Source organism: Streptococcus sp. 23.2, from assembly GCF_016648665.1.
In the GTDB taxonomy this organism is placed as follows: Bacteria; Bacillota; Bacilli; order Lactobacillales; family Streptococcaceae; genus Streptococcus; species Streptococcus salivarius_E.
Genome location: NZ_JACLQJ010000024.1, coordinates 1 through 16,349, shown reverse-complemented (window position 1 = coordinate 16,349; position 16,349 = coordinate 1). Strand labels below are relative to the sequence as shown.

The window sequence follows — 16,349 nt, the reverse complement described above, 5'->3', positions numbered from 1 at the left end:
ATACATGAGGGACTCAATTGGATATGTTTTTCACTCTAATTATGTGCGTTAGTTACAACGTCATAAACAAATTGAAGAGGAATCGATTTATCAATCAATCTATCTAAATTTGATGTTGTCTCATCTAATAAAACAATCTTTATTTGACTTACTTTAAAAATTCCTTTCTAATAAGGTAATAACTAGTAAGGAATAATCCAATAAGCCAAATTATGAATACAATAAAACGCATTATAGAATAGTTTGTATGTATTAGCTGAAAAACTAAATCATATATTATTACACTTGAAGCTATTGGTATAACCCTATCTATAAAAGGCAACACCAGTATAGGAAATAATAGCAAAATTGCAAGTGCAATCATTGAATTACCACATAAAAAGGAAAAAGAGTAACCCGCTAAAAAGTATATAACTGAACCAAACAAGTAGTAATAAAAATTTACTTCACTATGAGTACCCTGACTAAATATCATTACTATTAAACCTGCTAATACTGACTGTGTTAGACATTCTAGTAGGTCTATTAATAATATATATAATGTAGCTTTCACCCTACTTCCGTTGTTCAGGTAAACTTGCTTATAACTTTGTGTTTTCAATTCTACACTTGCATTTAAAACTCCATTCCCTAAAAAAGAGAACGATATTATAGTTAATAAGACAGAACTGCTAAAAGTGATAGAATCACCATTAACTTCGAATTTTAGGTATCTTAATAAACTTATTATAATAACAAATACTAACTGAAATAATAAATAAACCTGTACAGGTAATAAACTATATTTTTTATAAAACAAGCTATGCAATTGGCTTTTCATTCTTCTTCCCCCATTTTATTTTTTCTAAATAAAATAAACAAATCGTCGTAAGGAAAGTTTCAAATAGTAAAAGAATCGCTCCATATACTTGGGTTGTCTGACCGGCTTCGATCCTATCAAAAGCAAAAGACTTAGCTCCAATTAAAGGTAATAAATTATCTAAAATAGGAGAAATTGCCCTAAGTATGCCTGATAAAGAGAAAACTAACAACAGAACTATCACAATCAAAGAAGGAATTGATCTTTTTGTTATTTTTACAAGTAATAGAGAGAGTAAATTAAGTGTAATTGTAAAAGCTACTATTCTAATGAAAACATCAAGCATTAAGCCTATAGACAGAATACTTTGTAACTTACTAACTAACATGAATTTTAGAAGTAATGCATTTAATAAAAACAACGTAAAAGTCGTCGTTATTGAAATAGCAATTATACTAAATATCTGTGAAAACAATCTTATTTTCCAGTTAGCACAAATTAGTGATGAAAACTCATCCTCACCAAATTGATAATCAGTTGCTAGAATTAATGCTGACAATATAGGCAAAAATAATACGGTTGCTTGATACGGAGATGATAAAATAGCATCTCTCACCGTTCTATAGGGAGTTTCAATTACATTTGGATCAATATTTACTGAGTTTGCAGCACCAGTGTGTAGTGCATTAATGACTTGAATATTTTGATAGGTAAAAAACAAACTAACTACAACTAAGATAAAAAATCCCATTTTAAATAAAGTTAGGTGACTATATTTATATAAATACCCCTTAATAACTTGACTTAACATTTTACACTACTCCTTTCGTGTACAGAGCTAAAATAGGCGTTTTCAAAACTATCATATTCCTTCAATACTTGCTCACGTTTGTCATTTAGAACAACGTGACCATTTGAAATACCTACAACTCTATCTACGGTTAATTCAAGTTCGCTCATATAATGGCTAGTTAATAGTACTGTTTTTCCTTGTTTCACAAAGTCTTTGAGAAACTCTCTTAACCAACGGATTCCTTCTGGGTCTAACCCATTAATAGGTTCGTCTAAAATCAAAATATCTGGGTCTGCAAGTATTGCTGTTGCTAAACCTAATCTCTGCTTCATTCCTAAAGAATAATCTTTGATTTTTTTCTTACCAACATCTTTTAATCCAACAATTTCTAAACATTCAATACAACGTTGCTTACTGAGTCCACAAGAAAGTGCAATCCATCTTAATTGCTCATAACCAGTTCTACTTGGATAAGGTTGATAACTATCTAAAAAAGTTCCTACTATAGAGAGTGGCTCAGCTCCTAACTCACTATATGTTGTTCCCAAAATAGTTGCCTTTCCACTATCAGCTGACTCCAATCCTAATAGTATTTTTATTAGGGTTGATTTTCCAGAACCATTAGGTCCTATCAAACCAGTAATCTCACCTTTATTAGTATGAAAAGTTATATTTGATAATACAACTTTGTCATCATATGTTTTATTTAAATTAGTAATATTAATCATTTTGCTTTCCTTTGACGAATAGAACCTTTTGAAATTTTGACAAACTAATACTCTCACCAATAGGTTTACCATCAAGTTCCACCCATGCATATGCATTAAAAGAGGAAGTTTTAAAATCTGAAACCCAATCTGGAGAACGTCTTTTATAGAGAAGGTACCTTTCACTATAATTGTAGTTTATCAATATATTTTCGGAAAAAAATCAGAGTTAATAGTTTTACATATTTTTAATTAAAAAATGTTCTGAGATAGTCTTTAAACATCTGATTTTAGATAAGAAACAATCCACAAAAAAATCCCAAGTGCACTAAGCAACTTGAGATTTTCTTTCTGTCTGGGCATGCCTGAGTCATTCAGGGCTTTATATTATTTATCCTTTTGATCTTTGTGATCTTTTTTATTTTTCTTCTTACGTCCGTTGCGACCAAGTCCTAGACCTGTTACCGATACGGTGAAGCCTGCGATATTGATGGTTTCTTCAATCTTACCTTTGCTTGCTTCTTCCTCATTTGAGAGATTAATTGGCATCTTGTGTTTAGAGCCTTTACCCTCAGCTTGACCATAAACAGGTGCTTCAAAGTCGTCGCCTGGTCCATAAGTGACTGGTCCCTCATGAGATTCCACTTGTTCTTCGACTTGGTCGAGAACTTCTAGGTCTTGAACCTCTTCAACAACGATATCGTCTGCCTTGTTTTCTTTAGGTTTACCATTGATATCGCCTGTAAGCGGGATATAAACAACGGTTTCTTCAAGGTTACGTTGACCAACGGTCTTACCTTCAACCTTATCCTTATCAGCGCTGTAGCCTTCTACTTCTGGTGTGATGACTGTTTCAAACTGACCTTTATTTGAAGTCCAGTAGCTTGAACCAAGCTCTTCACCTGTAACCTTATCAATGGTCAAACTACGAGTCCATTGAGCGGTTTGGATGTTATTGGCAGGAAGTTCTGCTTGTCCATCGCTAGATGTGTAGAGAACTGTGAAGGTTACATCTTTGATAAAGCTTTCACGTTCTGGCCATTTAGCACCATCAGGATTTGCTGGGTTGATTGGTGTACCAGCTTCTTGGATGTTATCTGGACCTACTTGAACAGTACCATGACGAAGGGTAACCATGAAGTTTTGGTCAACATGTGAATCACCATCAAAGATAACACCGTTTGTGAAGCCATCTGCAAGGAGGGTATAACCACGGTCGCTATAGTACTTGATACGTTCAATTGTTGAGTATTCAATCACTTCGCCTGATTTACCAAGCAAGTCAACCACTTCAAGTTTCTTACGAGTTGTGCCATCAACATAAGTAACTGTAGCTTTCTGAGCATCCTTAAGGTAAGTTACTACTTCCATGATTTCAGGTGTTTCTACAGAAACATCTGTCATTTCAGCTACTTCCATACGATCTGGTGTAAATCCAACAACCTCTGGAGAAGGAACAGCTGAGAAGCCAGCTTGAGTACTTGACCATGCTTCATAATTGATAGCGCCTGTCACAAGGTTAACGTTAGCCAAACGTTTGAAATCAAGAACTTCAACGTAGTCGTCGCTAGCCAAGCCACCTTCTTCGAAGACATACTGGATTGTACGTGTCACATCGGCACGGTTTTCAAGCATCTCTACGCTATTTGGCCAAACTGGACTATTAACATCGTTTGGATCTACGACTTCACCTGCAACTGGTGCTGGCATATCTGGGTCAATGAGAACCAAACGTTCACGAAGAACAACTTCGAAGACTTGATCAAAGTCAGAGTCACCATTGTAAGTGTGGTCAAAGGCTTCTGTATAACCATCGTTGACGAGCTCGTAACCTTGTTTGAGCAAGTTTGCGATTTGTTCATCAGTAGAGTAGTCAATCTTCTCACCTGAGCTTCCGATGACAACATCACGAGTCAATTCGGACTTATCAAGCTCATTCATGTAAAGGATAATAGCTTTTTGCTCATCCTTAGCATAAACCACGTTAGTATCTTGACCTGGGTGTTCTGGAGTAACAAAGGCCTTTTCAGAAATGTAACCAAGAACATCTGGAACGACTGTTTCCATAGCCATGGTTGGATCTTCAGGATCGTTGTTGTAGCTTGGAGTAGGTGCATTTTCGATTGGTGTACCATACTCATCTACTGGAATAATCTTACCAAGCTCTGTGTAAGTTACTGTATCTTCCACTTCTGGAAGGTCTGGGCGAACTTCAAGACCACCAGCTTGACGTTTATCCGCATAGAAGCCATCTACAACTGGAACTTCTACAACATCGTAAGTGAAGCTGTCTTGATCCCAAGTGCTTGTTTGTTCCACTTGGTTAAATTTACCGTGGAAGCTGAAGCTATCTTGAATGTTGATAACTGGATCTTTGTAGCCTGCACCTTGGAAGGTAACCGTTTGTTTCGTATCTTGCGTGATATCATCCAAGATTGGTTCGTAAACCAAGGTTTGGTCCAGGCTGAGGTCAATTGGCAATACCAATTCACTTTCAGCTTGGTAGCCAGCAACTTGTGGTGCTGGTGTTTCAATAACTTGCGTAGCATCTTGAGGATCATTAGCATAATGAATTGGTTCTGCATCCGCGATTGGATTACCAAAGGTATCAACAGGGATAATCTTACCGAGTTCTTTATAGACAACACTGTCTGTGGCTTCTGGTTTATCAGGTGTAACAATCTGCATACCAGCCACTGCCTTGTCCGCATAGTAACCTTCGATAACTGGGACATTAACCTTAGCAAAGGTATGGCTGTCTTGATCCCAAGTGTAAGTGTCTTCTGCTTGATTGTACTTACCAGTGAAGGTGAAGTCAGACTGGATATTAACAGACGGTGTTGCTTCGCCAGCTCCTTTGAAGAAGACAGTTTGCAAGGTTGGTTGCGTTACATCTTCAAGGATTGGAGCGTACTCAACAAGAATATCGTCTGTCAAGCTCTCAGGCATGACACTTTGTTGCATTGGACGATAACCCGGAATGTGAGGAACAAGTGTCTCACTAACCTTAGTTGGGTTATTGGCATCGTTGTTGAAGGTTGGCGTTGGAACGTTTGGAATCAAGCGTCCATTCGCATCAATAGGAATAATCTTACCAAGTGGAACGTAGGTAATGGTTTCTTCGATGTTATCTTCAGTAACCTCTCTACCTTTAACTTCTACTCGATCCGCAAAATAGCCTAAAACAACTGGAGCATAGATGTCATAATACTTGGTCTTGTTTGGTGACCATTCTGTCTCGTCAACAAGCTCACCTGTGACCTTGTCAAAGGTAAGGGTACGGACCCAATAAGCCTTTTGCACATCGGCATCTGGCAAATCCGCATTGCCATCTGTACTCTTGTAAAAGACTGTGAAGCTTACTTCTTTCTCGTAAGCATACTTAGATGGCCACTTAGGTCCATCTGGATTATTAGGATTGATTGGAGTATCTGGGACTTGTTCATGATCAGGCCCTACCTTGGCAACATCGTGTTGCAAGAGGACAAACCACTCTTGATCATCAATATCCTTATCATCAAAAATGGCATCTTTAGGGAATTCGTCCTGAATCAAGTCATACCCCATGTCCTTGAAAGTCTTGATACGTGTTGCTGTTCCGTATTCAATCGCTTCACCCAATTCCCCGGTCAACTGGTCACTAACCAAGTAAGCACCAGTAGTTTCATCAATATAAGTGATGCTGGCTTTCTTGAAAATTTTACGATACACAACCGGAGTATCCCCTCCTGGTTTGTTCGGTACTACACTTTTAATATCTGTCATATAATCTTGAACAGCTGGTGTTGCTGTCTCACCCGCCTTTCGTGGATCTTTTTTGTTATTGTTATACTGCTTAGTCAAAGCACCTGGAATATATTCCCCATCTTCTGTCACAGGGATAATGCGTCCCAATTTCCTATAGGTCACATGTTCCGTTACCGTTGGCACATAGGGTGTGACAACGTTAAAACCCGCTTCTTTTTGGTCAGCGAAATAGCCCTGGACAACTGGTACCGATATCTTAGGATAGGTATAACTGTCCTTGTCCCATTCGATTAAGCCAGTCTTCCTATCTCTAGTCCCCGTAAAAACATGATTTTCCATGACTTCAGGGTCTGGAGTTTGCGAATCTGCTCCTTGAAAAATAATCTCTTGCTTAGATGGAATCCTCACGGTTTCCGATTGGGCATGATTATCAAAGAGGGCTTCGTCAGCTCTAGCAAAATCTAATGGAGAGGGGGCACTGTGGTCAGAGCGACTTTTTGGGTTAGTCAATAATTTAGAAAGATCTATAGTATCAACTAAATCAGAGTCCGCCGATTTATGTGCAATATGCTCTTCGGCAGTTCTTGCTGCTGCTTCAGTCGCATCTTCCCTATAGGCTCTCAAAAATACTCCCCCTTTCTTCTTTTTATGAGAAATAAAATCCTTTACTTGCTAAGTTCTCATGGAAATCTTTTCTATTAAGATTTCATTTTCCCTCAGAGAAGCTAACAAGTTCTTATCAAAGATTAAAATTTTTGATATCTCTTATATATACTATAATACGAGAATCGAATTTTTACAAGTAAGGTGTAAGAACTTTAATCATTTTAACCCCTAAGTGAAAAAATAGTGCTTTAATGTGCAATATCTATCAAGTAGTTTACGAAAGTGGCATCAAAATGAGATTCCCTCTATAACTTAAATGATAGGTCTTTAATGGTGTTTTCTCTCCCTAGAGACACTCTTACAAGAAATACACTTAAAACGATTACAACTACTTCTCATCTTTGAAAGTCTAGAGCCTTACCTTAGTTGTAAGGGAACACCCTAAGAGAATGACACAGACAAGGTCCGTGCCTAGTCCTCGACTATGGAATGCCAATAAATAACTGACATTACTCTTAGTATAGATTGACTTTGACGCTTCGTCAATAGATTGGAACCATTTAATGAAAATCCCTAAATTCAAAGTTTTCTCGTATTAAATTATGTATTAATAATAGTTACTTGGATTAGGCTATTTTGATGTCATCCTGGGCACCAAATAGTCAGAGGTATTTTCACAACTAACTCAAGGAACGGGTTAAATTGACTATTCTCAGTCCACATCTAAGTCTTTACGGAAACCCAGTTACGCCATAAAAACCGAGACTGTTGTCTCGGTTCATACAGTTTGGAAACGATTAGATTTGACCTCGGCCTTCACCGTCAAAGTAAATCAACCATCCTGGACTTACTTCAACCCAACGGTTAACTGCCATTTCACCTGAATTTGGATCAAAGTAACGAACAACACCGTTCACGCGAACCAGATGACCTTTGATTTGTTTACCATTGTTATCAAAGAGGAGATTTTGACCATTGATATTAACCATGCCTTTGACAGCATTACCATTACCATCGAAGTAATACCAGCTACCATCAATTTCGTGGAATTGATTGCGGTAAAGCTCACCTGAGTTTACATCATAGTAACGAAGGTTACCATCTACGTTTGCCAAAGCACCTTTGACCTGACGGCCATTTTGATCAAAGTAGAGGTTTTGACCATTGATGTTTTGTGAACCTTTTACGGCTGCTCCATCATTATTGAAATAAGCCCAAACACCTGGTTCGATTTCAGCAAAACGGTTGCGAGCCATTTCGCCTGAGTTAGCATCATAGTAACGGATAGTGCCGTTCTCATTAACGGTACGACCTTTAACTTGGACACCATTGTTGTCGAAGAAGAGTTCTTGACCATTAATGTTTTGGTGGCCTGTTACACGTTTACCATTAGCATCATAGTAAGCCCAAACGTTATTACCAATTTGAACGAATTGGTTACGTCCTGATGCATTATTATTGTTATCTGGTTTTGGATCTTGTTTACCGTTTGCATTCAAGACACCGTTTTGGTCATAGTAGAAGACTTGACCTCTGCGGTTTTGACGATAACCATCACGCAACTGCACCCCATTAGCGAGGAAGAAGTATTGTTTACCATCGATAGTCTTTTCACCGATTGCCATGCGACCTGAGTTATCAAAGTAGTAAACATTTCCGTCGTTATCTTTGATGAAGGCATTCTTAGCACGTTTGCCATCGTTATAACGATAGTAAACACTGCCCCAGCTCTTCTCGAACCTACCACTACCATCACCGTTTTGGTTGTCGTTGTTAGTTGATTGGTTGCTTCCGACTACTTTTGGAAGGCTAACTTTACCACCATTTGTACCATAGTAACCACTTAGACCATTCTTAAGCACGTACTCTGAACCACGGTCAAGAATGTTAGTACCATTCATGTACTTCGCAGACCACTGTGTAATTTTCTCGTCAGTAGTCATACGTTTACCAGTAGAGATTTGAACACGGTCAAAGATTTGTGGGTAAAGACGTTTCAACTCATCAAGGAAGGCACCACCATATTTACCTTGGTAGTCGTTACCAAAAGTACGTGTCTTAGCAGCATAGAGGCTATGATTGATGATTGCGCCATCTTTAGTTTCACCATAGTTATTAACACGAGTTGCAGTGACCACTTCATCACCCGGAAGGTTGTAGATTTGGTCTGGAACCCAGTCAGCAATCGCTGAGATACCTACAGCGTGGAGCGATTTAAGAGCTGCTTTCAAGTCAGCCAATGAACCGTACTTGTTGTCCTTGCTCATACCAATATCATAACGGTCTGTAAAGGCATAACCATTTTGGATGACTGAGTCAAGGAAGCTACCGTCATCACTTGAAACGTATTGTGGGGCAAATTCGAATGATGTAATACCCCATGATTTGAAGAGACTAGCATTTTCAGCAATCTTCTTATTAGTGTATTGTGATGAATCTTGGACGAAGTCTTGGAAGTTAGAGAAACCTTCGTAGATAACTTGTGAATCAAGGGCAGCATTTGATTCGTAAACCAAACCACTGCTGTTCTTTTCTTTACTTGGTGCCACACGCACGTCTTGAGTTTCAGAAGCACCTACTGGTACCCAAACCGCAAGGTAACCATCAACTTGAGGGTTACGAATACCACGGATTTCGCTTGCATTAAATGTCAAATTACCGTTACCATCAGTGTATTTGACAATACCGTTAGCATCGCTGTCATTCAAGTAAGTAGCCACACCATCCTTTGTTGTCAAAAGCAATGGGCGATAAGCTTGATTACGGTGAGCCGCACCCATGTTAATAGTCAAGTTACTTGTCAAACGAAGGGCAGGTTGGTTTGAAACGATAACTGCCATACCTTGGTTACGTGTTTCTGCTGTACCAGCATCAGAAGCACTGTTAGCCCCTGTACCATAACGTACAGAAGTCAAGACACCTGCAGCATCCCAACCATTAGTATTACCATAACCGATGTAGTTAACCTTCATATCTTGACCACCAGCTGCATAGCGGATACGGCCTTTCAAGAGGGTTTCAATAGCATCGTAATATGGTGATTTTTGAGCCATATATTGACCATCATCTGTGTACATGTCTCCATAGTAAACACGTGGCACAGTGTCCTTATGTGTAAGCATCAAGGCATATGCTGATGGGATATTATATTGTGTGTACTGCTTGTTAGCACTACGCATGTCTCTGTTGTAGATTTCAAAGGCTTTCTTCATTTCATCAAGAGTGAAGGTATTCCCTGTTGATTGAGGGTTGATTTCATTTTTGATGATTTGACCAATGATTGATTGTACCTCAGAGTCGTGAGCACGCACAAAGGCGTAGTTAGCCATACGTTTAGAGTTTTTACCACTTTCAGAACGGTCATTCATACTATTTGAAATGAGTGGTTCAACTCCTGAACGGTTACCGATTGGACGCAAGAGTGAATATACCAATGCCAAGTGCATAGGGTCATCCATTGGCAATTGAGCACCTTTAGTGTCTTCATTGTAGTATGGGTCATTGTGAGACCATGCTTCCAAGATAGACATGTGTTTAATGGCTTGATCTTGACTTTGATCAGCACCATATTTAGCTTTGAAGTAATCTGAAGCAATTTGGAGAAGGTCGGCATTGACATTATCCACGGCATCGACACGAACACCATCGAAGTTTTCATCTTCAGAACCACCAGTGATAGTACCGATGTTCATGATGTAGTGAAGCCAGTTCAACTGCTCAGCTTGAACCGCAGGATTTGAGTTATCGATATCATTAGCCAACAAGAACTCGAAACCACCGTTGCTTGTATCCTTGGTATACTTAGGATTGCGTTTACCTGTTTGGCTAGTTGGTGTGCGGTTCAAGAGACGATAGTCTGAGTTAGCTTGGCTTGTACGACTATCGTTGTTATAAAGAAGGGCACCACCTTGCAAGTGGTCATTGTTATCAAGGTTTTCAGAAGTTGAATTCCAACCAGGTTGAGTCTTCACGAAATTTTTGATAGTTGTACGCAACCAGTCAGTGTTGCCTTCACGCGCAATACGTTCTTCAATACGCTTTTGAACTTCAAGCGCTGCTTGGTCCATTTGAGTTTGTGAACTGTATGATGTGTAGGTTTGATTCGTACCAAGACCTTGCTCCTTCATGTAGTTAAGGTAGCTCGCTTGGATAGTTTTACTTGGCCACCAAACCGTAAGCAATGGACGTTTGTCGTTTTCAGTTGAAGCAGTCCACTCTTTACCGTCTTTCAAGATTTCTTTTGGACGGTACCATGTGTTGGCAGTGAAGTAGCCATCAACAAGTTCGATATCTTTATCAGTTGTACCATAAAAGGCATTTTTATCACCATTTACAGTAACGTTTGTGTTTGTGCTGTCAGCTGATGAACCTGTTCCACCGTTCTTATCGAAACGGTATTCTTTTTGGTTAGACAATTCACCAGTTTCAGCGTTGAAGTATTGGCTTCCTCCGTTACGTTCAAGGACATAGTTCTTACGAATAGTACCGTCATCTTCAACGTAGTATTGTTTTCCATTAATAGTTTTGATGTGGCTTGGACCATCAGTTACTACATTGTTAGCTGCTGGAAGGTCGTTATTTACTACTGTGACCGTATTATTGCCGTTGTTAGCATTGTTATTATTACCAGCAACTGGTGTGGCACGACGCCCTCCTGTAGGACCACGGCGGGCACCAGTCGCACGACGTTCACGTGTCGCTGCACGGTCTGTAACTGTTGTTGTATCAGATGTAGTATTGTTATTTGTTGTATCAACGGCTGTATCGTTGGTTGCTGTTGTATCTGTTGTAGTTGCCGCACGATCAGTGCCGACTGTCGCTGCCGTATCAACAGCATTCGCTACAACTGTATTTGTTGTATCAGTTGTCAAATCGAAAGTTGCTGTTGGAGCTGCTTGGTCAGTTGCGGCATTGTTTGTCGTTGCAACTGCTGTAGTTGGATCCTGAGCAGTCGTTGTATCGTTAGATACAGTACCCGTATCAACAGAAATATCGGGGATGGCTACAGTAGCATCCGTGTGTTCGTCGGCCTGAACGACACCGTCGTTAGTCCCTAATGAAACCGCTGAGACTGCACCGAGTGACATCCCTGTAACTGCAATGGTTACCCATTGTTTCTTGACTTTGTGCATTTTATAATGTACTTTTTTGTCCATAATAAAAAGACTCCTTTTTCCCATTTATAGCTTCATTCTAAATCATTGAAAGCTTTTTTTCAATAAGATTCGATAAATTTTCATAATTTTTAGAAAAAACACTTTATTGTTTTAATTAAATGAGTTTAAAGTGAGTGTGTCGAAATAAAAAATAGCTTATTTTATTTTTTTTAAATCAATACAAATGATACTCTATCGCTATTTAGAATGATTATTGATAAGTTGATACTTTTAATGGGATTGCAAGAGAATCTAATGAAAATTTACCAAATCCTTAAGACTCTCCTTTCAAAGCGACAAAAAATACCGTCATTATCAAACCATCAGATTTGTCAGGATAGGGTCTTTTTTAGACTATCTTCTCATACAGAATCTAAATTCTAACTATCTAAGCCATTCATTACTTACTGAGGTGTAAGGGCTTTAAATTGGGACCTATAGTGCCAGTAAGAAAGCAGAACATCGAGCAATAATTCATCTTATAAAAATGGCTCAAAAGCCTATCGATCTTGCTGAAACCAAGGAAAAAAGGAGTATAATAAAGGTGAAAGAATTAACCTATTTAGACACAAATAGAGGGGTAGGTGGGAAAGATGTCAGTACAACATACAAACTTCAACACAAGCCAAGATAAGGGTAAGACTGGTCAAGAGTTCAATAATCAAGAGCTCATTAAGAAGAATGCTCCAGACAACAGGGTTGCTTCTATTTTCCTTGCAGTCGCCTTTTATTTAGCTATCGTTTATTTTGCCATGCTTTTGTTAAATCCTTGGGGAATTCTTGTGATGATTTTCCTAGCATTTAGCTTTATTTGGTATATAATAGCAACCATATTCGTATGGATAGGGCGTAAAAAAGGTAATAAAAACTTCTTATACATAAGCATTGCTTTTTATCTACTCTCAATCCCTTTTGCTACTGAGGCTTTTCGAACTGTACCGATTCTCTTAGCCCTTCTTGTAACAGTGGGAACAGTCATGTATAAACAAGATAATGAGCAAACCAACAAATAGGAGTCCATGTTTAAGTGGTCTCCTATTTTTATGTAGTCGTTAGCATTTCAAAAGGTTTGTTCCATTTTGAAACTATCACAACATCTTCAAATCAAAAAACACCTTCTAGCTAGAATGGTTAGCTAACATGAAGGTGTTTTTTTGTGCTTATCTGAGCATTGCAGAGACTATTACAATTCTGAAATACGAATAATCTTCGACCTATTCTTCATCTTTCTTACGTTTAGCAAGAAAGGCGAGACCTGTTACAGTTGCCAAAGCACCAAATGCCATTGACAATGATGAGTTTTCCTCACCAGTCTTAGGAAGCGCTTGGCTACCACGTTTGTGCTTAGGATCTTTCACTTCAGAAGTTGATTCTGAGGCACTTGTTGAGGCAGACACTGAAGCTGATTCAGATGCGCTTACAGATTCTGAGACAGAGACTGAAGCAGATGTGCTTGCGCTTTGCAACTCGTTCAATGACACAGACTCCCTTGTAGAAATCGAAGTACTTACTGAGGCTGATTGTGATTCACTCAATGAGACACTCAATGATGTTGAAATACTTGTTGAAGCACTTGTGCTTTCAGAGGCACTCAAGAATGCTGATGTAGAAGCTGACTCTGATACTGAAACGCTTGATGAAGCGGATTCTGAATGATTTACAATGTTTGAAATTGATTCAGAGATTGAAGTTGAAACAGAGATAGATTCTGAAGTTGAAATTGATTCTGAGACTGAGATGCTCGCTGAAGTTGATTCAGATACGCTTACTGATTCTGACGCAGAGACTGAAGCTGAGGCGCTCGCTGATTCTGAGGCAGACACTGAAGCTGATTCAGATGCGCTTACAGATTCTGAGACAGAGACTGAAGCTGATGTGCTGGCTGATTCTGACGCACCTACTGAGGCTGACGTAGATACTGAAGCGGATGCGCTCGCTAATTCTGACGCTGAGACTGAAGCAGATGTGCTTGCTGATACAGACTCTGATGCACTTTCACTTTGTGATTCGCTCAACGATACAGACTCACTAGCTGAAATCGAAGTACTTACTGAGACTGATTGTGAGTCACTCAATGATGATGAAACGCTCGATGATGTTGATTTTGAGGCTGATGCACTTTCACTTTGCGACTCACTCAACGATACAGACTCACTAGCTGAAATCGAAGAACTTTCTGAAGCGGATGCGCTCGCTGACGCTGACTCAGATACAGAAACTGATGTGCTCGCCGATTCTGATGCAGAGACTGAGTTTGAAACAGACTGTGATTCTAATACAGACGCACTTGTTGATGCAGACTCGGAATTAGAGACTGATTGTGATTCAGACACAGACGCACTCGCTGAAACTGACTCGGAAATTGAGGTACTTACAGAAGTTGACACTGAAGCGGATGCAGACAATGACTCAGATACACTTGTTGATGCTGAAAGACTTGCTGATGTACTCAACGAAGTTGAAATACTAGTTGAAGCACTTGTGCTTTCAGAGGCACTCAATGATGCTGAAGCGGATGCCGAAGCTGACGCGCTTGATGATTCTGAGGCGCTTACTGACTCAGATGCAGAGACTGACGCAGAAACTGAGTTTGATTCAGACTTTGATTCTGAGATTGAAGCACTTACTGAGGCTGACTCGGAGTTTGAGACAGACTGTGATTCAGACACCGATGCACTCTCTGACGCTGACTCAGAATTAGAAACTGATTGTGAGCCTGAAACAGATGCACTCAATGATGCCGAGTTAGATGTCGAAAGCGACTCACTAGCTGAAATGAAGCTTGAAGCCGAGTTCGAAATAGACTCAACAGTTGAAATGATTGCAGAAATTGAAGCACTGAAGGCTTGAGACTGGCTTTCAAATACAGAAGCACTCAATGAGCTTGATGTACTCAATGATGCTGACTCTGAAGCGGACACTGATGTACTTGCACTTTGCGATTCACTCAATGATGCTGACTCACTAACTGAAATGGATTCACTTAATGACGCTGAAGCTGAGTTCGATTCTGACTGTGAAGCTGATGTTGACTCGCTCTCTGAGGCTGACTCGGAATTAGAAACAGACTGTGATTCTGAAACTGACGCACTTACTGACGCTGACTCAGAAGTTGAAGCAGATTGTGATTCTGAAACTGAAGTACTTTCTGAAGCTGACTCGGAGTTTGAGACAGACTGTGATTCTGAAACTGATGCACTCTCTGAAGCTGATTCTGAGTTTGAAACTGACTGTGATCCTGATACAGAAGCACTCCCTGACGCTGATTCGGAGTTAGACACTGATTGTGATTCTGAAACTGACGCACTTTCTGATGCGGATTCTGAGTTAGACTCTGATTGTGATTCTGATATAGAAGCACTTACTGACGCTGACTCGGAATTAGACACTGATTGTGATTCGCTTACTGATGCACTTTCTGATGCGGATTCGGAAGTTGAGACAGATTGTGATTCAGACACTGATGCACTCTCTGAAGCTGACTCGGAAGTTGAGACAGATTGTGAAGCTGAAACAGACGCACTTTCTGACGCTGACTCGGAAGTTGATACTGATTGTGATTCGGAGTTTGACTCACTTACAGATGCTGATTCTGAAGTTGAAACAGATTGTGATTCTGAAATGGATTCACTTACAGACACTGACTCTGAGTTTGAAGCAGACTGTGATTCTGAAACTGACGCACTTTCTGAAGCTGACTCTGAAGTTGAGGCTGATTGTGATGTTGATGTCGACTCGCTCTCTGAAGCGGATTCTGAATTTGAAACAGACTGTGATTCTGAAATTGATTCACTTTCTGACGCTGAAACTGAATTCGATTCGGATTGTGACGCTGACGTTGATTCACTCTCTGAGGTAGAAACTGAATTCGATTCGGATTGTGATGCTGATGTCGATTCACTCTCGGAAGTTGAAACTGAATTTGATTCCAGCTGTGATGTGCTTACTGATGCACTTTCTGACGCTGAAACTGAATTCGATTCGGATTGTGACGCTGACATTGATTCACTTTCTGAAGCTGAAACTGAGTTTGATTCGGATTGTGAAGCTGACGTTGATTCACTCTCTGAGGTAGAAACTGAGTTTGATTCGGATTGTGATGCTGATGTCGACTCACTTTCTGAAGTTGAAACTGAGTTTGACTCGGATTGTGATGTCGATGTTGATTCACTCTCTGAAGTCGAAACTGAATTCGATTCGGATTGTGATGCTGATACAGAAGTACTTTCTGAGGCTGATTCGGAGTTTGATTCGGATTGTGAAGCTGACATTGATTCACTCTCTGAGGCTGAAACTGAGTTTGATTCTGATTGTGAAGCTGACGTTGATTCACTCTCTGAAGCTGAAACTGAATTTGACTCGGATTGTGATGTTGATGTTGACGCACTTTCTGAAGTTGAAACTGAGTTTGACTCGGATTGAGAGATCGATGTTGAGGCACTTTCAGATGCTGATGTTGAGTTAGATTCAGACTGTGATGTTGATGTTGACGCACTTTCTGAAGCTGAGACTGAATTTGACTCCAACTGTGATGTTGATGT

At 39.7% G+C, this 16,349-nt stretch carries 10 protein-coding genes; 4 read left to right on the top strand and 6 right to left on the bottom strand.

Features of this window, described 5'->3' with window-relative positions; translation table 11 throughout:
• Positions 1-148 precede the first annotated feature (148 nt).
• The 5 genes from H7T98_RS09910 to H7T98_RS09890 form a co-directional block, all read right to left on the bottom strand.
• Positions 149-820, bottom strand: a complete 672-nt coding sequence (locus H7T98_RS09910; protein ID WP_061652431.1) for a hypothetical protein — start codon at positions 818-820, stop codon at positions 149-151.
• The gene (locus H7T98_RS09905; protein ID WP_061652430.1) at positions 801-1,610 is read right to left on the bottom strand and encodes a hypothetical protein; all 810 of its coding nucleotides are present in this window, start codon (positions 1,608-1,610) and stop codon (positions 801-803) included. The genes H7T98_RS09910 and H7T98_RS09905 overlap by 20 nt, the downstream gene beginning before the upstream one ends.
• Positions 1,604-2,320, bottom strand: coding sequence for an ABC transporter ATP-binding protein (locus H7T98_RS09900; RefSeq protein ID WP_070849535.1), 717 nt, complete (start codon positions 2,318-2,320; stop codon positions 1,604-1,606). Before H7T98_RS09900 ends, H7T98_RS09905 begins: the two co-directional genes overlap by 7 nt.
• 366 nt (positions 2,321-2,686) lie before the next feature.
• Entirely contained in the window at positions 2,687-6,670 is a 3,984-nt protein-coding gene (locus H7T98_RS09895) for a mucin-binding protein (protein WP_201061812.1), read from the bottom strand.
• A gap of 779 nt (positions 6,671-7,449) precedes the next feature.
• Entirely contained in the window at positions 7,450-11,808 is a 4,359-nt protein-coding gene (locus tag H7T98_RS09890) for a glycoside hydrolase family 70 protein (RefSeq protein ID WP_201061810.1), read from the bottom strand.
• Positions 11,809-12,401: 593 nt separating this feature from the next.
• Here H7T98_RS09890 and H7T98_RS09885 point away from each other — a divergent pair.
• Entirely contained in the window at positions 12,402-12,821 is a 420-nt protein-coding gene (locus tag H7T98_RS09885; RefSeq protein ID WP_201061808.1) for a hypothetical protein, read from the top strand.
• Between the two features lie 201 nt (positions 12,822-13,022).
• Here the strand turns inward: H7T98_RS09885 and H7T98_RS10300 are convergent, their stop codons facing one another.
• Positions 13,023-13,166 (bottom strand): LPXTG cell wall anchor domain-containing protein, encoded by a 144-nt coding sequence (locus tag H7T98_RS10300; RefSeq protein WP_398578503.1) that lies wholly within the window; start codon positions 13,164-13,166, stop codon positions 13,023-13,025.
• On the opposite strand from H7T98_RS10300, the gene H7T98_RS10295 reads away from it, so the two are divergent.
• From H7T98_RS10295 to H7T98_RS10285, 3 genes are all read left to right on the top strand, one after another.
• Complete coding sequence (locus tag H7T98_RS10295; protein ID WP_195918237.1) at positions 13,147-13,464, top strand: hypothetical protein; 318 nt, start codon at positions 13,147-13,149, stop codon at positions 13,462-13,464. The genes H7T98_RS10300 and H7T98_RS10295 overlap by 20 nt on opposite strands.
• Before the next feature lie 6 nt (positions 13,465-13,470).
• Positions 13,471-14,658 (top strand): hypothetical protein, encoded by a 1,188-nt coding sequence (locus H7T98_RS10290; protein ID WP_195918236.1) that lies wholly within the window; start codon positions 13,471-13,473, stop codon positions 14,656-14,658.
• A 123-nt stretch (positions 14,659-14,781) separates the two neighbouring features.
• Entirely contained in the window at positions 14,782-16,230 is a 1,449-nt protein-coding gene (locus tag H7T98_RS10285) for a hypothetical protein (RefSeq protein WP_398578502.1), read from the top strand.
• Positions 16,231-16,349: the final 119 nt, after the last annotated feature.

Excerpts from the sequence above, each read along its gene's own strand:
- H7T98_RS10290 (WP_195918236.1), top strand. The coding sequence starts at position 13,471 with ATGTTTGAAATTGATTCAGAGATTGAAGTTGAAACAGAGATAGATTCT.
- H7T98_RS10285 (WP_398578502.1), top strand. The coding sequence starts at position 14,782 with ATGGATTCACTTAATGACGCTGAAGCTGAGTTCGATTCTGACTGTGAA.
- H7T98_RS09890 (WP_201061810.1), bottom strand. The coding sequence starts at position 11,808 with ATGGACAAAAAAGTACATTATAAAATGCACAAAGTCAAGAAACAATGG.
- H7T98_RS09905 (WP_061652430.1), bottom strand. The coding sequence starts at position 1,610 with ATGTTAAGTCAAGTTATTAAGGGGTATTTATATAAATATAGTCACCTA.
- H7T98_RS09885 (WP_201061808.1), top strand. The coding sequence starts at position 12,402 with ATGTCAGTACAACATACAAACTTCAACACAAGCCAAGATAAGGGTAAG.
- H7T98_RS09910 (WP_061652431.1), bottom strand. The coding sequence starts at position 820 with ATGAAAAGCCAATTGCATAGCTTGTTTTATAAAAAATATAGTTTATTA.
- H7T98_RS09900 (WP_070849535.1), bottom strand. The coding sequence starts at position 2,320 with ATGATTAATATTACTAATTTAAATAAAACATATGATGACAAAGTTGTA.